Source organism: Nocardia sp. NPDC087230, from assembly GCF_044744725.1.
Lineage (GTDB): Bacteria > Actinomycetota > Actinomycetes > Mycobacteriales > Mycobacteriaceae > Nocardia > Nocardia canadensis.
This window is the reverse complement of the sequence record NZ_JBIUYV010000002.1, coordinates 968,086-988,795: the sequence shown is the minus strand read 5'-3', so window position 1 is coordinate 988,795 and position 20,710 is coordinate 968,086. Positions and strand designations below refer to the sequence as shown.

Here is a 20,710-nt window from a genome sequence, read left to right as displayed (position 1 = left end):
GCGGCGTCGTCCCCCATTGCTCCTCGAGTTGTCCACAGCTTCATCCACAGGTGTGCATGAATAACACCGGTGTAATCCGGTGCGCGGCGATCGCTCAGCGCCATCGCATGGTCATGATCAGGCCGATGACCATCAGGCCGAACCCGATCAGGAAGTTCCAGGCGTTGAGATCGTTCATCCAGCCGATGTGCTCGGCGGCCAGGTAGTACACCAGCAGCCACACGAGCCCGGCCAGCATGAAGCCAAGCATGATCGCGACGTACCAAGCCGGCGACGGGCCCGCCTTCACCTTCACCGGAGTGCGGCTGGCAGGGCTCGGGGTGTAGTCGGCCTTCTTACGGACCTTGGACTTGGGCATGACGTCCTCGAATTCGGGATACAGGTAACTCCTAGGCTATCCCACCAGGTAATGGATGCGACGACCTACGGGGTCGCCACGTACCCTCGACGCATGCGTGTATTGGTCGTCGACAACTACGACAGCTTCGTGTTCAACCTGGTGCAGTACCTCGGCCAGCTTGGGGCCGAGGCCGTGGTCTGGCGCAACGATGACCAGCGCCTGGCCGACCTGGATACCCTGCTGACCCGTGGTGACGAGGGCGGGACCTTCGACGGCGTGCTCGTCAGCCCCGGCCCCGGCAGCCCCGACCGCGCGGGCGCGAGCATCCCGCTCGTCCACGCGGCGGCGAAGCACCACACGCCCTTGCTCGGCGTCTGCCTCGGACATCAGGCGATCGGCGAGGCGTTCGGCGGAACGGTCGACCGCGCGCCCGAACTGCTGCACGGCAAGACCAGCGAGGTCTTCCACATCGGCGCGGGCGTGCTGGCCGGTCTGCCCGACCCGTTCACCGCCACCAGGTACCACTCGCTGACCGTCCTGCCGGAGACCATGCCCGCGGAGCTGGAGGTCGTCGGTCACACCGAGAGTGGGATCGTGATGGCCATGCGCCACCGCACCCTGCCCATCCACGGCGTGCAGTTCCACCCCGAGTCGGTGCTCACCCAGGGCGGGCACCGGATGCTGGCCAACTGGCTCGAGGTGTGTGGACAGCGTCCCGCCGAGGCCCTCGTGTCGGCGCTCGAAGCGGAAGTCGCCGCGCTGGTGACGTCGTAGCGGTCCGCGATGGCACCGGGGAGTGACGCCGTGCGGCCGTTCGTGCTGTTGTCGGTGGCGACGAGCCTGGACGGTTACATCGACGACGCGAGCGCGCAGCGGCTGCTGCTGTCCAACAGCGCCGACTTCGACCGCGTCGACCAGGTCCGCGCCGAATCCGACGCGATCCTGATCGGCGCGCGGACGCTGCGGACCGATAATCCCCGGCTGCTGGTCAACAGCGCCGTGCGCCGGGCCGACCGGGTGACGGCGGGCAAGCCGGAGTATCCGGTGAAGATCACCGTCACCGCGTCCGGCGAACTCGATCCCGAGCTGCGGTTCTGGCACACCGGCGGCGACAAACTCGTCTACACCACCGACAGCGGCGCGGCGCGGCTCGGCGACCGGCTCGCCGGACTGGCCGAGGTGGTCGCGCTCGGCCCGGAACTGTCGCTGGCCGCCCTGGTCGACGACCTGGGCGCGCGCGGAATCGGCCGATTGATGGTCGAAGGCGGCACCGCGATGCACACCGGTTTCCTCGCCGCCGATCTGGTCGACGAGATCCGGCTCGCGATCGCGCCGATCCTGGTCGGCGACCCGGCGGCTCCGCGGTTCGTCGGCCCGGGGCGGTTTCCCGGTGGTGCACAACGACGGCTCCGGCTGGCGGGTGTGGAACAACTTGGGGATGTCGCTGTGCTGAAGTACCTGGTCGGGCACGGCGACGAGCCCGTCCGCTAACCGGCCCTGTGGTCGAAATCATGTTCACGACCTGGGGAAATATCACTGTCCACAGCTTGTCCGGCGAATCGCTGCACACCTGAACATGACCGAATCCACATCATGCGACAGTTGTGGATAACTCCCGACCAGCAGGGGAACCCGATGACCACAAGCAGTGCCGAGAGCACCGACCACCGATTCATGCACAGGGCGATCGAACTCGCCAGGAACTGCCCACCCAGCCCGACGGCCTATTCGGTGGGCGCGGTGATCGTCGCCGATGGTGTGGAGATCTCCGCCGGCTACTCCAGGGAGACCGACGAGAAGGTGCACGCCGAGGAGTCGGCGCTGAACAAGCTCGATCCGGACGATCCGCGGCTGACCAGGGCGACGATCTACAGCACGCTCGAACCGTGCTCGACCCGCGCCACCGCGAGCCGGCTGCCGTGCGCCGACCGGATCCTGGCCGCCGGCATCCCGACCGTCGTCATCGCCTGGCGTGAGCCGAGCCTGTTCGTCGCCGCGTGCGAGGGTGTGGACAAACTCCGCGGGCACGGCGTGCGGGTGGTGGAGCTGACCGACCTGGCCGAGGAGGCCATGTCGATGAACTCCCATCTCGATCTGAGCTGAGGTCAGGGCCGCCCGTAGATGGCGGTCACGAACTCGCCCAGCTGGTTGTCGTCGAGGTGCCGGGCCAGATCGGCTTCGCTGATCATGCCGACCAGCCGCTTGTTGTCGATCACCGGCATCCGCTTGACCCGATGGCCTTCCATCTGGTCGAGCACGTCCTCCACGTCGGCGTCCGCGCTGACCCACCGCGGGGTGGACTCGCACAACTCGGCCGCGGTCGTGGTTTCGGGGGACAGGCCGAGCGCGATGCACTTCACGACGATGTCGCGATCGGTGATGATGCCGCACATGCGCTCGTCGTCGTCGGCGACGACAAGCGATCCGACACCGAGATCGGCCATCGCCGTCGCCGCGGTCGCCACGGTGTCACCGCGGGTGATCCACTGCGCGCCGGGCTTCATGATGTCCCTGGCCGTGGTCATAGGGGCTACCTCCTCGTTCAGCGGTGCTGGGTGGGATGAAGCAGCCTCATTCTGCGCCCGCCGCGTCGCGGCAGGTGGGTTCTCCACGCAATCGAGACCTGGCGATCTCAGCGCGGTAGCGGCGAAGCACCCACCTGCAGCACGACGTTGCCGGTGATGGTCACCGTGGATCCCGCCGCCGGACTCTGGCCGACGACCTTGCCGGAGGCACTGCCGTCCAGCGTGATCACGGTGGTCTGGCTGAGCTGACCGGTCCAGCCGAGCGCGCGCAGCTGTTCCTGCGCCTGCGTCGGGGTGAGTCCGCTCAGGTCGGGGACCGTGATCCGGTCACCGGCCGAGACCTGCACGGTGATGGTCGACCCCTTCTCGGCGTTGCTGCCGCCGGTCGGGTTGGTCGAGAGCACCTGGCCCTTCGGCGCGGACGACTTCACTTCCTGGATGTCGACCTTGAACCCGGCGCTGTCGACCAGGTTCGGCTGGGCGATCGAGATGTCCTGACCGACCACCGTCGGCACCCGGACCTGCTCCGGCCCCGAGCCGATGGTGATCACGATCGGCTGATCGATGTCGACCCGCACGCCCGCGCTCGGCTCCTGCGCGATCACCTTGTCGGTCTCGGCGGTGCTCGACGCCTTGCGCGGCGGGTTCGGGCTCAGGGTCAGCCCGATCGAGTTCAGCTTCTGCTCGGCCTCGGCCTGGGTCAGCCCGGACAGCCGCGGCACCTGCACCTGGGTCGGTCCGGTCGACACCTGCATGGTGACGGTGCTGCCCTCGTCGATCCGGGAACCGCCGAGCGGCTGGGTCGCGATGACATTGCCGACGGCCACCTTGCCGTCCGCCTTCTGCTGGGTGGCGACGTGGAACCCGGCCTGCTGCAACGCGGTCTGGGCCTGCTGCGACGGCTGACCCGACACGTCGGGGACGGCCACCTGATCGGCCTTGCTGCCCGGTCCGACCAGCACCCAGAACAGCCCGAACGCCACCGCCAGCGCGGCGGCGACGCCGAGCGCGATCAGCCCGGTCCGGTTGCGGCCCTCGGCGGGCGGCGCGATCGCGGCCTGCTCGGAGGTGTCGTCACGACGATCACGGAACGAGCGCGGGGCGGGCTCGTCGTCGTAGTCGAGGATGGTGGTGCGGTCTTCCTCGTTCATCACCATCGGCGCGCTCGGCTTCTGGCCGCCGAGCACCCGGATCAGATCGGCGCGCATCTCCGCGGCCGTCTGGTACCGGTTGGCCGGGTTCTTGGCCATCGCCTTGAGGATCACCGAGTCGAGTTCGCGCGGCACGCCGGGATTCACCGACGACGGCAGCGGCGGATCCTCCTTGACGTGCTGGTAGGCGACCGCGACCGGCGAGTCGCCGGTGAACGGCGGCTGGCCGGTGAGGATCTCGAACAGCACGCAGCCGACCGAGTACACATCCGAGCGGGCGTCGACGGTCTCGCCGCGCGCCTGCTCCGGGGAGAGGTACTGCGCGGTGCCGATCACCGCGGCGGTCTGGGTCATCGGGTTGGAACTGTCGGCGATCGCGCGCGCGATGCCGAAGTCCATCACCTTCACCGCGCCCGCGCGATTGATCATGATGTTGGCGGGCTTCATGTCGCGGTGCACGATGCCGGCCTTGTGGCTGAAATCGAGCGCAGCGCACACGTCGGCCACGACTTCCATCGCCTTGCGCGGGGCCAGCGGGCCCTTGCCGCGCACGATGTCGCGCAGGGTGTCGCCCTCGACGTACTCCATGACGATGTAGGGCAGCGGGCCGCCGTCGACGGTGGCCTCGCCGGTGTCGTACACCGCGACGATGGCCGGATGATTCAGCGCGGCCGCGTTCTGCGCTTCCCGCTTGAACCGCAGGTAGAACGTGGGATCGCGGGCCAGATCGGCCCGCAGCACCTTGATCGCGACATCGCGCGAGAGGCGCACGTCGCGGGCCTTGTGCACCTCCGACATGCCGCCGAACCCGATGATCTCGCCCAGCTCGTACCGCGAGGAGAGATTCTTCGGGGTCGTCATGGTTGTCCTTGTGGCGGAGTGTTGTCGACGGTGATGTTCGGGCCCAGCGCGTTCGGGGCGTCAGGGAACGGCAGGTCGAGCGTGGGCAGCCGGGGCCTGCCGTTGACCGTCGTCGTTCCGGCGGCCGGGGTGGTGGTGGCCGGCTTGGTGGTCTTCGTCGTCGTCGGCGCCTTGGTGGTGGTCGTCGGCGGCGGTGTCGTCGTGGTGGTCGGCGGTTCCGTCGTTGTCGTCGGCGCCTCGGTGGTCGTCGTCGGGCGCGGCGGTTCCGTGGTCGTCGTCGGCGCCTCGGTGGGCGGCACGATCGGCGGCGGGAACGACTTGGTGGTCACCGGCGGCGGCAGCGGTTTGGTGGTCTGGGTGGTGGTGGTCGTGGTGCCGGAGTCGCGGTTCGGCTCACCGCCGAACAGCACCCAGAGCACGACGCCGCCGAGCAACAGCGCGCCGACGCCCAGGGCGATCAGCCACTTCTGGTTGTTCTTGGCGGTGCTGGTCGCCGCCACCGCAGCGGGCGCGGCGGCCTGCGTCGCCGGACCGGTGTAGCCGCCCGCGGGGGTGATCGGCTGCGGCGCCTGGTTGCCGAAGCGCATGGTCGCGCCGTCGTACTCGGCACCGGCGGCCGCCGGGATGACCATGGTCGGGCCGGGCGGCAGCACCCGGGTCGCGCCGGTCAGCGGGGGCGCGGCGCCGGCGGGCGGCGGCGGCATGTGGCCCGCGCGCACCGCGGCGACGGCGTCGGCGAATTCGCCACCGCTGCTGTAGCGCTGGGTCGGGTCCTTGGCCATCGTGATCGCGATCAGCTCGTGCACGTTGGCGGGCAGATCGGCGGGCATCGGCGGCGGCGCGTCGCGGACGTGCTTCATCGCGACGGTGATGGCGCCGTCGCCGGTGAACGGGCGCACGCCGGCCAGTGCCTCGTAGCCGACGATGCCGAGCGAATAGACGTCGCTGGCCGCGGTGGCGTCCTCGCCGACGGCCTGTTCGGGCGCGATGTACTGCGCGGTGCCCATCACCATGCCCGTCTTGGTCACCGGCGAGGCGTCGACCGCCTTGGCGATGCCGAAGTCGGTGATCTTGACCTGGCCGGTGGGCGTCACCAGGATGTTGCCCGGCTTCACGTCACGGTGCACCACACCGGCGGCGTGGGCCACCTCGAGTGCGCGCCCGGTCTGCTCGAGCATGTCCAGACCCTGGACGACCGAGAGCCTGCCCATCCGGTTCAGCACCGCGTTCAGCGGCTCGCCCTGCACCAGTTCCATGACCAGGTAGGCGGTTTCGCCACCGGACGGGTCGGTGGTCTCGCCGTAGTCGTAGATACCGGCGATACCGGGGTGGTTGAGCTGCGCGGTGGTGCGCGCCTCGGTCCGGAACCGCTGACGGAAGGTCGGGTCGGCGGAGAACTCGGTCTTGAGGACCTTGACCGCTACCCGCCGGTCGAGCCGGGTGTCCATCGCTTCCCACACCTGACCCATGCCGCCCGTGGCGATGAGCCGTTGCAGACGGTAGCGGTCGGCGATCATGGCGCCGTTGTTCAGCATCGGGGCCCCCGTGTTGTCACTCGCACACTCATTTCGTTCAGCCCCCTGCCAGACCCGCGTCCAGCACCGACCTGGCGATCGGTGCCGCCACCGAGCCACCGGTGGCCTGGAGGGCCCGGTCGCCGCCGTTCTCGACGATCACCGCGATGGCGATCTTCGGGTTCTGGGCGGGCGCGAAGGCCATATACCAGGCGTGTGGCGGGGTGTTACGGGGATTGCTGCCGTGTTCGGCCGTTCCGGTCTTGGACGCGATCTGGTACGGCGACCGGCCACCGCCCGCGGTATTGGCCTCCGAGGCGACCATCAGATTCGTCAGCGTCGACGCTACCTGGGGACTCACGGCTTGTCCGACCGAGACGGCCTTGGTCTTGCTGAGCTCGGACAGGTCCGGCGCCTGGGTCTGATCGACCAGGTACGGCTGCATCCTGGTGCCGCCGTTGGCGATCGTCGCGGCGACCACCGCGATGTCGAGCGGGGTGACCGCGACATCACGCTGACCGATGCTGGACTGTCCGAGGGCCGCGTTGTCCGGGATCGGGCCGACCGTCGACTCCGCCACCGGGATCGGCACCCCGCGATGCGGGCCGATGCCGAACGCGGCGGCCTCGTCCTTGAGCGCGCTCGCGCCGACCTTCACGCCGAGCTCGACGAACGCGGTGTTGCAGGAGCGCCGGAACGCGTCGTAGAGGCTCGCGGTCGGCCCGTCACCACAGGTGCTGCCGCCGTAGTTCTCCAGCGTGGTGCTGGTGCCGGGCAGGGTGATGTTGGGCGCCGCGGTGAACTGGTCGTCGGGACCGGCCACACCGTTGGACAGCGCCGCCGCGGTGACGATGGTCTTGAAGGTCGAGCCGGGCGGGTAGGTCTGCGAGACGGCGCGATTGAGCATGGGCTGACTCGGATCGGTGCTGAGCCGCTCCCACGCCGCCCGGCCCGCCGCGCCGTCGTGGCCCGACAGCTCGTTGGGGTCGTAGCTGGGGGTCGAGACCATCGTCAGGATCTTGCCGGTGCTCGGCTCGATCGCGACCACCGCGCCGGTGTAGCCCTTCGAGGTCATCTGGTCGTAGGCGACCTGCTGCATCATCGGATTGAGCGTGGTGAGCACGTTGGCGCCGCGCGGATCCCGCCCGGAGAACATGTCGATGAGCCTGCGGCCGAACAGGCTCGAGTCGTTGCCCGACAGCAGCGGGTCCTCGGCCAGTTCGAGTCCGGTCTTGCCGTACTGCATCGAATAGAAGCCGGTGACCGGCGCGTACGCGGGCGGGGTGCTCGGGTACTGGCGCAGGTACTTGTACCGGTCGTCGGTGGCGACCGAGCTCGCGAGCACGGTGCCGCCCGCGGAGATCTGCCCGCGCTGACGCGAGTACTCGTCGAGCAGCACGCGCGAGTTGCGCGGATCGCTGCGCAGATCGTCGGCCTTGACCACTTGCAGATAGGTGGCGTTCACGAGCAGCGCGACCACCATCACCATCACGGCGACGGCGACGCGACGTAGTGGAGTGTTCATTCGCTCGCCCTGCCTTCCGACCTGCGGAACATCTCGGTCGGCGCCTCGGCGATCGGCGCCGGGCCGCGCTTGCGCACCGGTGCGGGCGCGCGGGCGGCATCGGAGATCTTGATCAGCAGCCCGAGCAGCGCGTAGTTCGCCAGCAGCGACGAACCGCCGTAGGAGATGAACGGCGTGGTCAGGCCGGTCAGCGGGATCAGCTTGGTGACACCGCCGACGACGACGAAGATCTGGATCGCGATCGTGAACGAGAGCCCGGCCGCGAGCAGCTTGCCGAAGCTGTCGCGCACGGCCAGCGCGGTCCGCAGCCCACGCACGATGAAGATCAGGAACAGCATCAGCACCGCGGTGAGCCCGATCAGGCCGAGCTCCTCACCGATCGTGGTGACGATGAAGTCGGTCTTGGCGAACGGCACCTGGTTGGGTCGGCCGCTGCCGAGCCCGGTGCCCGCCAGCCCGCCGGTCGCGAAACCGAACAGCGACTGCGAGATCTGGTAGCCGGTGTTGTGGTAGTCGTCGAACGGGTGCAGCCAGGTGTCCACGCGGACCCGCACGTGCCCGAAGAGCTGGTAGGCGAAGACGAAGCCGAGCACCAGCAGGCCGCCGCCGATGATCAGCCAGCCCACCCGCTCGGTGGCGATGTAGATCATCACCAGCACCGTGCCGAAGATCAGCAGCGAGGTGCCGAGGTCCTTCTCCAGCACGAGCACGCCGATGCAGACGATCCAGACGATCAGCACCGGTCCCATGTCGCGCGGGCGCGGGAAGTCCATGCCGAGGAAGTGCTTGCCCGCCGCGGTGAACAGGTCGCGCTTGGCCACCAGCACGCCGGCGAAGAACACGATCAGCAGGATCTTCGCGAATTCGCCCGGCTGCACGCTGAATCCGGGCAGCCGGATCCAGATCTTGGCGCCGTTGACTTCGGAGAACCGGCTGGGCAGCAGTGCCGGAATCGCCAGCGCGAGCAGTCCGACCAGGCCTAGGGTGTAGGTGTAGCGCGCGAGCGTGCGGTAGTCCCGCAAGACGATGAGCAGGGTGATGAACACCACGATGCCCAGGCCGGTCCACATGATCTGCTGATTGGCGTCGGGGGAGGGAAGGGGACTCGAGTCGTAGGCGGCCTTCTGCGCGTCCGCGAGGTCGAGCCGGTGGATCAGCACCAGCCCCAAACCGTTGAGCAGCGCCACGATCGGTAGCAGCAGTGGATCGGCGAACGGCGCGAACCGGCGCACGGCCAGATGCGCGACACCGAACAGCGCGAGGAATGCCAGTCCGTACTTGGCGATGTCCCAGGTGATCGACTGTTCCTGGCTCGCCTCGACGATGAACAACGACACCGTCGTGATCCCCGCCGCCCCCGCCAGCAGCAGCAACTCCTGGTTGCGTCGCGTCGACGGGGGTGGTGCTGGCGCGAATCCGCCAGGGGGGCTGGGGAAAGCCCCAGCCGACGGCGGTGCCGGTGCGGACATCAGTCCGTCACCCGGCAGTTCTCCCCTGAGATCTGCGGAGTTGTCGGGGGAACGGTCGTCGTGGTCGGGGCGGGCGGCGTCGTGGTCGGCGTCGCGGGCTGATCGGGGCCGGGAGTCGGCGCGCCACCGGGGGTCACCGGCGGCTGCTCGGTGGGCAGCACGCCGGGCTGGGGCACCGATTCCTTCTTCGGGCAGGCCGGCAGCAGTTCCTTCTGCAGCAGCATCATGCTGTCGCGCGCCTTGTCCAGCGAGTCCGGCGGCAGGCCCCGCTCGACCTGATCGCGGCCGGTCTGCTTGAGATCGCTGACCATCAGCTTCTTGCAGCCTGCGGGCGCGGACTTACCGGCCTCGATGAGGGTGAGCTCGCCCTTGCTGGTGGCGCAGCCGGTGAGCTCCACATCGTGGATCGAGTAGCCGAGGATCGAGCCGGGCAGGCCGCGCATGACGACCACCTGATCGTTGTCGGCGCCCACGTAGTAGTTGCTGCGAATCATCTTGTAGCCGACCACGAGTCCGACGGCGACCGCGGCGATCAGCGCCAGCGAGAGCAGCAGCCAGCGCAGCTTGTGCGACTTGGGCTCCGGCGGCGGGGGCGCGGCGGCGGCCCGGCGAGGCTGGGCGCGCGGTGGGCGCATCGCGGCGGCACGACCCGCGGCGGTGTTCGGCGGCGGGGTGTCTTCCTCCTCCTCGGTGGAGGCGGCACCCGCGACGATCGGATGGCTCTGGCCGTAGTCCAGGTCGATCACGTCGGCGACGACGACGGTGACGTTGTCGGGACCACCACTGCGCAAAGCCAATTCGATGAGCCGGTCGGCGCACTCGTCGGTATTGCCCTCGCGCATGGTGTTGCCGATGGTCTCGTCGCTCACCACGTCCGAAAGTCCGTCGGAGCACAGCAGATACCGGTCACCGGCGCGGGCTTCGCGCATGATCAGCGTCGGCTCGATCTCGTTGCCGGTGAGGGCGCGCATGATCAGCGACCGCTGCGGGTGGGTGTGCGCCTGCTCGGCGGTGATCCGGCCCTCGTCGACCAGCGATTGCACGAACGTGTCGTCGCGGGTGATCTGAGTGAGTTCGCCCTCGCGCAACAGGTACGCGCGCGAGTCGCCGATGTGCACCATGCCGAGCTTGCCGCCCGCGAACAGGATGGCGGTGAGCGTGGTGCCCATGCCGTCGAGTTCGGGTTCGGCCTCGACGTGGTCGGCGATGGCCGCGTTGCCGGAACGCGTTGCGCGGTCGAGCTTGCCGAGGATGTCCTGGCCGGGCTCGTCGTCGTCCAGATGCGCCAGTGCGGCGATCATCAGCTGGGAGGCGACTTCACCGGCGGCGTGGCCACCCATGCCGTCGGCGAGGGCCAGCAGGCGCGCGCCCGCGTAGACCGAATCCTCGTTGTTGCCCCGGACGAGTCCGCGGTCGCTTCGCGCGGTGTAGCGCAGAACAAGTGTCACGATCGCAGCTCGATCACAGTTTTGCCGACCCGGACCGGAGTACCGAGCGGAACACGGACAGCGGTGGTGACTTTCGCGCGGTCGAGATAAGTGCCGTTGGTGGAGCCGAGGTCCTCCACGTACCAGTCGTCACCACGCTGAGACAGTCGCGCGTGCCTGGTAGAGGCGTAGTCGTCGGTGAGTACCAGCGTCGAATCGTCGGCACGGCCGATGAGGACCGGCTGCGTGCCGAGTGTGATTCGAGTGCCGGCGAGTGAACCATGAGTCACCACTAGATACTTGGCGCCCTTCTGGCCTCGGCTGAAGGAAGGCAGCCCGATGGACCCGCGCGCACCGCGTGCGGCCCTGGGCTGAATCCGGATGCCGGATGCCGCGTAGATATCGCTGCGCAAGGTCCGCAGAACGGCCCAGACGAACAACCAGAGCAGCAGCAGGAACCCCGCGCGGGTCAATTGCAGGATCAATCCCTGCACGGCGTTCCACCTCCTGTTCGCCCGGGTACGTCGGTACGGCAGGTGCGGGGCGAACCACCCCCACCAGCGTGCTGGCTTGCGGGCCCCGAGGTCGGGGCCGTGCGTGTGATGGCAGCATCATAGGGCCGACGGCGTCGACTCGTGACCTGCACCGCGCAGCTTACGGGATCAGACGATACGGATCAGGATCTCCGAATGTCCGGCCCGGATGACGTCGCCGTCGGCGAGCTGCCAATCCTGTACGGGCGAGCCGTTCACCAGGGTTCCGTTGGTGGAACCCAGATCCGAGAGCATCGCGGTCTGGCCGTCCCAGCGCACTTCGATGTGGCGGCGCGACACACCGGTGTCGGGCAGGCGGAAGTGCGCGTCCTGGCCGCGGCCGATGATGTTGCTGCCCTCGCGGAGCTGGTATGTGCGGCCGCTGCCGTCGTCGAGCTGCAGGGTGGCCGAGTAGCTGGACTGGGCGGCGCCGTATCCGGCACCGGCGGCGGGCTGGCCGTAGCCCTGCGGCTGGGCGCCGTAACCGCCCTGCTGGCCGTAACCCGCCTGCTCCTCCTGGCCGTAACCGGCCTGCTGGCCGTAGCCCTGCTGCGGATCGGCGTAGCCCTGCTGGCCGTAGCCCGGGTCGGCGTAACCGTTCTGGCCGTAGCCGCCCTGCTGGTCGTAGCCGGGCTCGGCGTAACCCTGCTGGCCGTAGCCGGGCTGCTGTCCGTAACCGGGCTGCGGATCGGCGTAACCGTTCTGGCCGTAGCCGCCCTGCTGGTCGTAGCCCGGCTCGGCATAGCCCTGCTGGCCGTACCCACCCTGCTGACTGTAGGCCTGCTGGCCGTAGCCGCCCTGCTGGTCATAGCCGGGCTCGCCGTAGGCGGGCTGGGCGCCGTAGCCGCCCTGCTGGCCGTAGCCGGCCTGGCCGCCCGCGTTGTCGTACCCGTTCTGGTACCCGCCCTGCTGGTCGTAGCCGGGCTCGCCGTAACCGGGCTGGGCGCCGTAGCCGCCCTGCTGGCCGTACTCGTCGGGGTAGGCACCGCCAGGAGCCGCACCGCGGGCGGGCGGCGGCGCGTACCCGCGATTGCGTGGATCGGACTCCGCGGGCTCTCGGCTCGGCTCGTAGCCTGAGTTGTGCGTCATGGGGCCAGCTCCTGGTTGCGGGTGTGCGGGTCGTTGTGGCGGTTCGGGGCGAGGTGGGGCGGTCCCGCGACCGGCGTCGGGGTCGACGCGGCCGCTCGCTCTGAACATTCCGGTGTGCAGCGTAGGTGATGCCTCGAACGCCACGTGTACTTCGCCGTAGGTCTGCCAGCCCTGCTCGCGGATGTAATCGTGCAGATGTTTGGCGAACGCCTTGGTCGTGAGGTCGTGATCGGCATCGAGTTTTCCGTGATCGGATTCGTTGATCGTGATCACGTAACTGTTCGGCGCGAGCTTGTGCCCACCGCCCAGATCCTGGACCTGATCTGCGGCTTCGCGCTGCAGCGCGGCCTCCACCTCCTGGGGAACGACGCTGCCGCCGAAAGCCCTCGCGAACACGTCACCGACGGCGCCCTGTAAGCGACGCTCGAATCTCGACACGATGCCCATCACAGCCCTCCCTTCGGTGCGCGTGTCCGACCAGGTCGACACGCTGGTTACGGCGTGTCCGGACCCGACCACGTTCCTTGCATGATATCCACGATCCTCCAACCCTGTAACTCCCGGCGAACCGCCCCGGTTCCCGAGCCGAATCCGCTCGCATCGCCGCAGGTCAGAGGGTCGATTTTATTTTCGACGGCGGAGCATGTTAGATTTTTCCAGTCGCTCGGGCGAGTGGCGGAATGGCAGACGCGCTGGCTTCAGGTGCCAGTGTCCGTAAGGACGTGGGGGTTCAAGTCCCCCTTCGCCCACAGAGACCAGAGGCTCGATCCATCAGGATCGGGCCTCTGGTCGTTTCTGCCGGCATTCCCCAGGATGTCACCCGATTCGTGTGAGGTAACGCGCTGTCGTCGCCGTTAGGTTCGGGCGATGGTGAACCCGCTACTTCCCGGCCGCCTCGGGCGTGTTCGCGCCGATGGTGAGCTCCCCGCACGTGCCGACCTGCCCTTGATCTTCGACGAGCTCGACTATCAGATGGCGTGTCAGGCCTATCTCTGGGCACTGCCGCTGGTGTCCTACGCCCAGTGGCAGACCCAGCACCGGGACGTGTTCGGCGCCGGCGACTACGACCTGGTGCACTACGTGAGTTACCAGGACCGGCTCGGTCTGATCACCGCGAACGCCACCACGCCGTACATCCTCAACTTCATCGATCTCGGCGCCACCGGCCCCCTGATCGTGTCGGTGCCGCCGGGACACACCGCGGGCGGGTTCTCCGACTTCTGGCAGCGTGAGTTCGGCATCCTGGGGGAGATGGGCCCCGATCAGGGCAAGGGCGGCGAGCACCTGATCATTCCGCCCGGCATGCCCGAGCCCCAGCTCGACGGCGAGCACTTCCGCCACCAGGCCACCGGGATGAACGTGATGTTCGGGTTCCGAACCCTCGACCCCGACCCGGACCGGGCCCGCGCGCTGGTCGACCAGGTCCGGATACGGCCGGTCACCGGGACGGCCCCGACCACCAGGTTGATCTCTCCGGCAGGCCGGGCGTGGACCGGCGATCAGCCACGCGGGATGGACTATTGGGTTCGCCTGCACGACATCTACCAGCGCGAGATCGTCGACGAACGGGACCGCTTCCACCTGGCGATGCTCGCCCAGCTCGGCATCGAGAAGGACAAGCCGTTCGCCCCGGACGAGCGGACCACAGCGCTGTTGACCGAGGCCGCCGCGGCGGGTGAGCTGATGGCACAGGCGAATTCGTTCGCCAAACGCTTCCCCGGCGCGTCGTACTGGCCGGACCGGCAGTGGGATCTGGTGCTCCAGCTCGACCGGTCCGATCAGCGCACGCGGTACTACGACCAGCTGTTGGAAAGGGCGGCGTGGTTCTACGAAGCCGTCAGTTTCTCCGCGGCCATGAAGAGCCAGACGCCCGGCGTCGGGCAGGCCTATCTCGGCGCGTACACCGATGCGGCGGGCGCGTGGCTCGACGGCGGCAAGTCCTACACGGTGCGGGTGCCCGCCGACCCGCCCGCCGCGCTGTTCTGGTCGATCACCGTCTACGACGCGTGGACCCGCTGCCTCATCGACAACGCGCAGCAGCGCGGCGACCGCGGTTCCCGCGACGCGGAGCTGGTGACCAACGCCGACGGTTCGGTCGATCTGTACTTCGGGCCGACGCCGCCCAGTGCCGGTGCGAGCAATTGGATCCAGACCCTCCCCGGCAAGCACTGGTTCGCCTACGCCCGGTTCTACGGGCCGCTCGAGCCGTACTTCGACCGCAGCTGGAAACTGGGCGACATCACCGAGATCCGCTGATCCGCTCAGTCCTTGCGGGCGATCAGCAGGTGATGCGGAATCGGCGGGTTGGCCAGGGTGCGCTGCTCGACCGTCAGGCCGGCGCCGGCCAGCGCCGCGACGACGTCGGCGACGGGCCGCAGGGTGAATCCATACGGCGTGAACGGCATCGCGGCCATCGCGTCGGGATCGCCGATCCCGACCACCGCCGCGCCGCCCGGCCGCAGGACGCGAGCCAGCTCGGCGCAGGCGGCGGGCAACTCGTCGAGGAAGTAGAGGGTGTTGACGGTGATCGCCGCGTCCAGGCTCGCGTCGGGCAGCGGCAGCGCGGTGAGGGTGCCCTCGGCCAAGACGATGCGCCCGTCCCCGGCGAACCCCGAGCGGGCGCGGGCGAGCATGTCGGCCGAGGGCTCGATGCCGTGCACCACACCACCGGGGCCGACCCGGTCGAGCAGCAGCGTCAGCCCGATACCGCCGCCGAAGCCGATATCGGCGACCGTCGCGCCCGCGGCCACCCCCGTCGCGTCGACGGCGGCGGCGATGGCGCGCTTGTTGCCGCGGTTGAGAACGAAAGCGACGACCTTGCCGAGCGTTCCGTGCGGATTGCCGAGCTGATCGGCGACGGTCGTGAGCAGTCGATCCTTGACCCCGGGCATGGGATCATCGTAGGCGTGCGCGGTGACACGGATCCGAAACCTTCCGCTCGCGCGCGCGGTGCGGTTCGATACAGCCCGTGATCTCTCCCCGCCGCCGCGCCGCCGTCCGCCTCGCCGCTGTCGCCCTCGCGGCGGCCTGTGCCTGCGCCGGACCGGCGAGCGCCGAGACCGCGCGGCCGGTCACCGGTCCGCTCGCGGCGGCCAATCCGTTCCTCGGTCCGCTCGGCACGGCGACCATGCACGGCGACGCGGGTTCCTCCGATGTCACCCCGCTCGCCGGTCCGGCGCCGGGCGCGCCGGTGACCGTGTATCCCCTCGGCGCGGCCTGCCCGACGCTGCTCGAAGGCGCCGACGGCCTGGTGGTGGGGCTGTGCACCGCCATCGCGGGCCAGACCCCGACGGTGTTCCTGCTCGATCCGGCGGCCCCCGGCCCGATCACCGGCGCGCTCGCGACGCTGCCGCTGGCCAAGGGCAGCCTGCTCGGCGGTGTGTACGCCTACCTCGACAACGAGGATCAACTCGTGGTCGTCGACGGCAACCGGCGACTGCTGCGCGTCGCGCACGGTCGCGACGGCGACGGCCGGTACTGGCTGCGGGCCGCGGAACAGGCCGACCTGTCCGGATCGATTCCCCAGGGCGACAACGTGACCGGGCTGGTTCCGGACTGGTCGGGCGACGTCTGGTTCGCGACCGGGCACGGCGTCGTCGGATTCGCCGATCACGCGGGCCGGGTGTCGACGGTGCGGCTGCCCACCGGCGAACAGATCGCCAACAGCATCTCCTCGGCGCCGAACGGCGGTGTGGCCGTGGCGACTACACACGCGCTCTACGAACTGCGCGCGAAAGACGGCCTGCCCGAGGTGCTCTGGCGCGCGCCCTACGATCGCGGCGCGGCGCGCAAGCCGGGCCAGCTCAGCTGGGGCACCGGATCGACCCCGACCTACTTCGGTCCGGTCACCGGCGACGAGTACCTCACCATCGTCGACAACGCCGACGGCCGGGTGAATCTGCTCGTGCTGCGGTCGGGGTCGGGCGAGCGGGTCTGCTCGGTGCCGGTGCTCACCATGGCGGGCGCGGGCAGCGAGAATTCGCCGATCGCGGTGGGCACGTCGATCTTCGTCGCGAGCACCTACGGCTATCCCTACCCGACGGTGCCCGAGGGCGCCGGGCCCGCCGTCCCCGCGACCGCGCCCTTCCACGGCGGGCTGACCAGGGTCGACCTGACCGCCGACGGCTGTGTGCCGGTGTGGGACAGCCCGGTGCGCAGCGCCGCCGTGCCGCGCCTGTCGCTGGCCGACGGCGGTATCCACACCCTGCGTCGCGTCGGGCCCGAGGCGACGACGCCGCTGGACGGTTTCGAGTACGTCGTCCTCGATCCGGCGACCGGTGCGGTCCGCGCCGCGCGAGTGCTGCCCGGCACCGTCGCGGAGGACCCGTTGCAGATGGCGGCGCTCATCACCCACGGCGGCGCTCTGCTGCAGGGCACGGTGACGGGGGTCGTCCGGGTCGGCTGAGCACGGCCTATGCCTGTGTGAGGCGAAGATCACAGTGCCGGGAGCGGGCCGTATTCCGGGCGTTCGCGTGCCGATCTCACGCCGTTCGGCGGACCGTTCGCAACCGGTCGCCTGTCCAAATTATGGCCTCGTGACAGGCGCTACGGCCTGATTGCTAGGCGCTGATCTTGTTTGCAGCCCTGTAAACAAACTTCGAGTCTCTTTTATCGCGATTCGACTCAGGCTATCGAAATTCCGTTGCCGAATCCGCAGGTGATCGGCTATGCAAGCACGTTTGCAAGATCATCGGCAACCGCCGGGAATACCGGCGCCGCGCGATGGCGAGTGATGGGTGAGTCGATTTCGAAGGTTTGCCGTAGGTGAATTCTCGGTGCGGGCGAGAGCGGCTTCGGGGTAGCGCCGGAAGTTAGCTGAGACTGTGAAAATCGGTGCCTTCACAGATGTTTGCTGGTTCGCAATCAGTACCCCGGACCTGCGCGTTGGGGGTTGCGTGGGCATAACGATTGTGTACAGTTGACGGTAACGCTGGCCGCAGCTCGAGCCCGACTCGCTGCGGCCAGCGGAACTCAAATGGGGGAGTTCGACACCATCTCGTAACCTCGCGTAGCTGCCGATTGTCCGGCGCCGTTTCGGCGAGGTGTGCTCAGAGTTGCCTGCCGTTCAAATGCACGTGCAGATGCGAGTTCAGGCGCGGTACAGCGCCTTTGCGGTCGGTGTCAGCCAACGGTCGGCGGGATCGGGCAGGGCGGGCGGCAGCGCGGCCGCGGCGTCCTGCTCCTCGGCCACCCGGCGCCCGATGCCGAACACGTAGAACAGGAATGCCGCCTCGGCGGCGAACCCGAAGGCGATCCGCACCGGCGCGGGCAGCGGACTCGGCGTCACGAAGCCCTCCAGCAGACCGCACACCAGCAGCACCGCGACCAGGCCGAGCGCCACCGTCGCGGTCACCTTGCCCTGCCGGGCCATGGCGGCCGCGCGGCTACGCCGGCCGGGGTCGACCAGCGTCCAGCCCAGCTTCAACCCCACCCCGCCCGCGACGAACAGCGCGGTCAGCTCCAAGGTGCCGTGCGGGAGGATGAAGCCGAAGAAGGATTCGAGCCGGCCCGCGTCGGCCATCAATCCACCGGTTATCCCCAGATTCAGCGCGTTCATGAACAGGGCGTACACAGCGGGCAGGATCAGCACGCCGGTGAACAACGCGATCGCCGAGACCAGCGAGTTGTGGGTCCACACCTGGGCGGCGAAGGCGTCGTTGGGGTGCTCGGTGTAGTAGGTCTCGAACGTTCCCCCAGGTCCGGTGACGATATCGGTGTCGCCCTCCGGTATCCCCAGTGCTTTCCTGGCCGCCGCGGAGTTGTCCACAAGTACCGCGATGACAGCGGCGACGGCGAGGAAGATCGCGGCGACCCCCACCCACCACGGCCACGCGCGATACACAGCCGCGGGAAAGTGCCGGGTGAAGAACCGGCCGATCTCCCGCCAGGGCTGCGATCGGGCCGCCAGCACCCGCCCCCTGGCCCGGGCGAGCAGCACGCTGAGCCCGGCGACGAGATCGGGATCGGCCGGCTGACCCTGGATCTTCGCAAGCTGTTGCGAAGCCGCCCGGTACAACCGGACGAGTTCGTCGGCCTCGGCGCCGGACAGCTTGCGCTGGCGGACCAGCTGATCCAACCGATGCCACGACCGTTGATGCGCCCAGCTGTAGGCGTCGGTGTCCATATCGGGAATGCTAGCCACATGGCTGAATTCACCACCGGCGAAGCGGTGGCGCTCGAGCTCCCGATCGCGCGGATCCCCAGCCGTGCGGGCGCCTTCCTGCTCGACCTGTGCCTCCAGCTCACCCTCGCGTTCATGCTCGCCTACGGCGCGGTGCTGGCGCTGATCGCGGCCGACGCCGACTCGGCCTGGTACGACGTCACCGGGGTGGTCACGCTGGTGACGGTGCTCATCGTCTATCCGGTGTGCAGCGAGACGGTCTCGCGGGGTCGCTCGATCGGGAAGCTGGCCTTCGGGCTGCGGGTGGTGCGCGCCGACGCGGGGCCGATCGATTTCCGGCACGCGCTGACCCGCGGGCTGGCCGGCGCCATCGTGGATTTCTGGATGCTCGGCGCCTTCGGGGCGGTCGCGGTGATCAGCTCGCTGTGTTCGCGTGATGCCAGACGGGTGGGTGACGTGCTCGCCGGAACCGTGGTCGTGCACACCCGGCAGAGCCTGCCGATGCCCGCGCTCGCCGTCGCGCCGCCGTGGCTGAGCGGTTGGGCGGCCCAGCTCGACCCGAGTGGCCTGTCCGACGAGCTGGCCGGTGCAGTCCGCCAGTATCTGACCCGGTTGCGCACGCTCACCCCGGCCGCGCAACATCATCTCGGCACCCAGCTGGTGACCGCGGTGTGCGCCGCCGTGCAGCGCCCGGTGCCGACCGGGTATCCGCCGTATCACGTGCTCGGCGCGGTGCTGGCTCGGCGACAGCAGGTTTCGCGCGCCTGAGCCTGTGGATGACCTGGCCCTGTGCACAACATGTTGGTCAACCGGTGGATGGGCTGTGAGCGACGGGGGACAACTCCGGTTGTCCACAACTCACAGGGAGCCGGACTGCTTCAGCTCCAGGTACTCGTCGGCGAGTGCTTCGGGCAGCTGGTCGGGTGCCGCCGCGACCACCGCGACCCCGCGCCTGCGCAGAGATTCCTGCACGAGCGCCCGCTCGGCCAGCACGGTCTCGGCCGCCGCCGCGGTGTAGACCGCCTCGGCGGTGGAGCGATCACGGGCGGCGGCGGCGATCTCCGGGTCGGTGACCGAGACGATCAGGACCCGGTGCCGCTTGGTGAGCGTCGGCAGCGCGGGCAGCAGATGCTCGGTGACCGTCGGGCCGTCCAGGCTGGTGAACCACACGATCAGCGCCCGCCTGCGGACCCGGGAGATCACGGTCCGCACCAGGCCGGTGGTGTCGGTATCCACAAGCTGTGGGGTCACTCCGGCGAGGGTGTGCATAAGTTTGAGCGGCAGCTGATGTCCGCCCGCGCCGGTCACCTCGGCCCGCACCCGCCGGTCGTAGGCGAGCAGGTCGACGGTATCGCCTGCGGCCGCGGCCAGCCCACCGAGCAGCAGCGCCGCCTCGATCGAGGAATCCAGTCGCGTGCCGTCGCCGACGCGGCCCGCGCTGGCCCGGCCGGTGTCGAGCACCATCAGCACGTGCCGGTTGCGTTCGGGCCGCCAGGTGCGCACGAGGACGTCGGCGGCGCGGGCGGTGGCCCGCCAGTCGATGCTGCGCACGTCGTCGCCCGCGACGTACTCGCGAAACGAGTCGAACTCGGTGCCCTGGCCGCGCGTGTTCGCGACATTGCGGCCCTCGAGATGGTGCAGCCGCTTCACCTTCGATCGCAGCAGCCGTTCGCTGCGGAACGGCGGCAAGGCGCGCACCCGGGCGGGCACAGGGATACGGGACTGCCTGCCCGCCAGCCCCAGCGGACCGAGCAGCCGCACGGTGACGGGACCGGCCACCCGGTCACCGCGATAGGTGGGGGTGAGCGCGGTGCGCAGCCGGACGCGGGTGCGCGGTGCCAGGTCGAGCCGATGGGCGCGGTGATCGGCCCGCGCGCTGTCGGGCCAGGCGTCCCACAGCAGGCCGCGCACGGTGGCCGTGCCGGTATTGGTGACCACGAGTTCGACCTCGGCGCCGCGGCCGAGCCGCACCACCGTCAGCGGATCGCGGGTGAGGGTGAGCGTGTCGGCCCGCGCGGTGAGGGCGAGGTCGAATACGGCGAGCGCGAGCAGCGCGGCACTCGCGCCGACCACGCCCACCCACGACGGCACCAGGAACATCACCAGCGCGCCCGCGATCGCCGCGAGCAGCGCGAACCGGCCTGTGACGACCACG

18 protein-coding genes and 1 tRNA gene are annotated in these 20,710 nt (G+C 69.3%); 7 read left to right on the top strand and 12 right to left on the bottom strand.

Annotated features, from left to right (window positions below; all coding sequences use genetic code 11):
• Window positions 1–94: 94 nt before the first annotated feature.
• Complete coding sequence (gene crgA / locus ACIO52_RS10810) at window positions 95–358, bottom strand: cell division protein CrgA (protein ID WP_218715976.1); 264 nt, start codon at window positions 356–358, stop codon at window positions 95–97.
• 93 nt (window positions 359–451) lie between these two features.
• On the opposite strand from crgA, the gene ACIO52_RS10805 reads away from it, so the two are divergent.
• From ACIO52_RS10805 to ACIO52_RS10795, 3 genes are all read left to right on the top strand, one after another.
• Window positions 452–1,114 (top strand): aminodeoxychorismate/anthranilate synthase component II, encoded by a 663-nt coding sequence (locus ACIO52_RS10805; protein ID WP_218715977.1) that lies wholly within the window; start codon window positions 452–454, stop codon window positions 1,112–1,114.
• Between the two features lie 9 nt (window positions 1,115–1,123).
• Window positions 1,124–1,831 carry a dihydrofolate reductase family protein gene (locus tag ACIO52_RS10800; RefSeq protein ID WP_218715978.1) on the top strand — a complete coding sequence of 236 codons (708 nt, stop codon included), beginning with the start codon at window positions 1,124–1,126 and terminating at the stop codon, window positions 1,829–1,831.
• A gap of 144 nt (window positions 1,832–1,975) precedes the next feature.
• Window positions 1,976–2,443 carry a deaminase gene (locus ACIO52_RS10795; RefSeq protein WP_402643215.1) on the top strand — a complete coding sequence of 156 codons (468 nt, stop codon included), beginning with the start codon at window positions 1,976–1,978 and terminating at the stop codon, window positions 2,441–2,443.
• Window positions 2,444–2,445: 2 nt separating this feature from the next.
• Here ACIO52_RS10795 and ACIO52_RS10790 read toward each other — a convergent pair whose 3' ends face one another.
• The 8 genes from ACIO52_RS10790 to ACIO52_RS10755 form a co-directional block, all read right to left on the bottom strand.
• Window positions 2,446–2,865, bottom strand: coding sequence for a CBS domain-containing protein (locus ACIO52_RS10790; RefSeq protein ID WP_218715980.1), 420 nt, complete (start codon window positions 2,863–2,865; stop codon window positions 2,446–2,448).
• 107 nt (window positions 2,866–2,972) lie between these two features.
• The gene (gene pknB, locus ACIO52_RS10785) at window positions 2,973–4,877 is read right to left on the bottom strand and encodes a Stk1 family PASTA domain-containing Ser/Thr kinase (RefSeq protein WP_218715981.1); all 1,905 of its coding nucleotides are present in this window, start codon (window positions 4,875–4,877) and stop codon (window positions 2,973–2,975) included.
• Complete coding sequence (locus ACIO52_RS10780; protein ID WP_402643211.1) at window positions 4,874–6,412, bottom strand: protein kinase; 1,539 nt, start codon at window positions 6,410–6,412, stop codon at window positions 4,874–4,876. The genes pknB and ACIO52_RS10780 overlap by 4 nt, the downstream gene beginning before the upstream one ends.
• Window positions 6,413–6,449: 37 nt before the next feature.
• The gene (locus ACIO52_RS10775; protein WP_218716011.1) at window positions 6,450–7,916 is read right to left on the bottom strand and encodes a penicillin-binding protein 2; all 1,467 of its coding nucleotides are present in this window, start codon (window positions 7,914–7,916) and stop codon (window positions 6,450–6,452) included.
• Entirely contained in the window at window positions 7,913–9,385 is a 1,473-nt protein-coding gene (locus ACIO52_RS10770; protein ID WP_218716012.1) for an FtsW/RodA/SpoVE family cell cycle protein, read from the bottom strand. The genes ACIO52_RS10775 and ACIO52_RS10770 overlap by 4 nt, the downstream gene beginning before the upstream one ends.
• Window positions 9,385–10,833, bottom strand: a complete 1,449-nt coding sequence (locus ACIO52_RS10765; protein WP_218716013.1) for a protein phosphatase 2C domain-containing protein — start codon at window positions 10,831–10,833, stop codon at window positions 9,385–9,387. The genes ACIO52_RS10770 and ACIO52_RS10765 overlap by 1 nt, the downstream gene beginning before the upstream one ends.
• Window positions 10,830–11,306 carry an FHA domain-containing protein gene (locus tag ACIO52_RS10760; protein WP_218716014.1) on the bottom strand — a complete coding sequence of 159 codons (477 nt, stop codon included), beginning with the start codon at window positions 11,304–11,306 and terminating at the stop codon, window positions 10,830–10,832. Before ACIO52_RS10760 ends, ACIO52_RS10765 begins: the two co-directional genes overlap by 4 nt.
• Window positions 11,307–11,474: 168 nt before the next feature.
• Window positions 11,475–12,881, bottom strand: coding sequence for an FhaA domain-containing protein (locus ACIO52_RS10755; protein ID WP_402643205.1), 1,407 nt, complete (start codon window positions 12,879–12,881; stop codon window positions 11,475–11,477).
• A gap of 219 nt (window positions 12,882–13,100) precedes the next feature.
• Between ACIO52_RS10755 and ACIO52_RS10750 the strand changes: the two genes are divergently transcribed.
• Together ACIO52_RS10750 and ACIO52_RS10745 are read left to right on the top strand one after the other, a co-directional pair.
• Window positions 13,101–13,183 (top strand) — tRNA-Leu (locus ACIO52_RS10750).
• Window positions 13,184–13,301: 118 nt separating this feature from the next.
• Complete coding sequence (locus ACIO52_RS10745) at window positions 13,302–14,690, top strand: DUF1254 domain-containing protein (protein WP_316573096.1); 1,389 nt, start codon at window positions 13,302–13,304, stop codon at window positions 14,688–14,690.
• 5 nt (window positions 14,691–14,695) lie between these two features.
• Here the strand turns inward: ACIO52_RS10745 and ACIO52_RS10740 are convergent, their stop codons facing one another.
• Window positions 14,696–15,325, bottom strand: coding sequence for a methyltransferase domain-containing protein (locus ACIO52_RS10740; protein WP_402643202.1), 630 nt, complete (start codon window positions 15,323–15,325; stop codon window positions 14,696–14,698).
• Between the two features lie 80 nt (window positions 15,326–15,405).
• Between ACIO52_RS10740 and ACIO52_RS10735 the strand changes: the two genes are divergently transcribed.
• The gene (locus tag ACIO52_RS10735) at window positions 15,406–16,839 is read left to right on the top strand and encodes a hypothetical protein (RefSeq protein ID WP_402643582.1); all 1,434 of its coding nucleotides are present in this window, start codon (window positions 15,406–15,408) and stop codon (window positions 16,837–16,839) included.
• Between the two features lie 684 nt (window positions 16,840–17,523).
• On the opposite strand, the gene ACIO52_RS10730 is transcribed toward ACIO52_RS10735, so the two are convergent.
• Window positions 17,524–18,558, bottom strand: coding sequence for a stage II sporulation protein M (locus ACIO52_RS10730; protein ID WP_316573097.1), 1,035 nt, complete (start codon window positions 18,556–18,558; stop codon window positions 17,524–17,526).
• An 18-nt stretch (window positions 18,559–18,576) separates the two neighbouring features.
• Between ACIO52_RS10730 and ACIO52_RS10725 the strand changes: the two genes are divergently transcribed.
• On the top strand, window positions 18,577–19,323 hold the full coding sequence (locus tag ACIO52_RS10725; RefSeq protein ID WP_218716018.1) for an RDD family protein: 747 nt from the start codon (window positions 18,577–18,579) through the stop codon (window positions 19,321–19,323).
• Window positions 19,324–19,413: 90 nt separating this feature from the next.
• Here the strand turns inward: ACIO52_RS10725 and ACIO52_RS10720 are convergent, their stop codons facing one another.
• Window positions 19,414–20,709 (bottom strand): DUF58 domain-containing protein, encoded by a 1,296-nt coding sequence (locus ACIO52_RS10720; RefSeq protein WP_218716019.1) that lies wholly within the window; start codon window positions 20,707–20,709, stop codon window positions 19,414–19,416.
• Window position 20,710 lies beyond the last annotated feature (1 nt).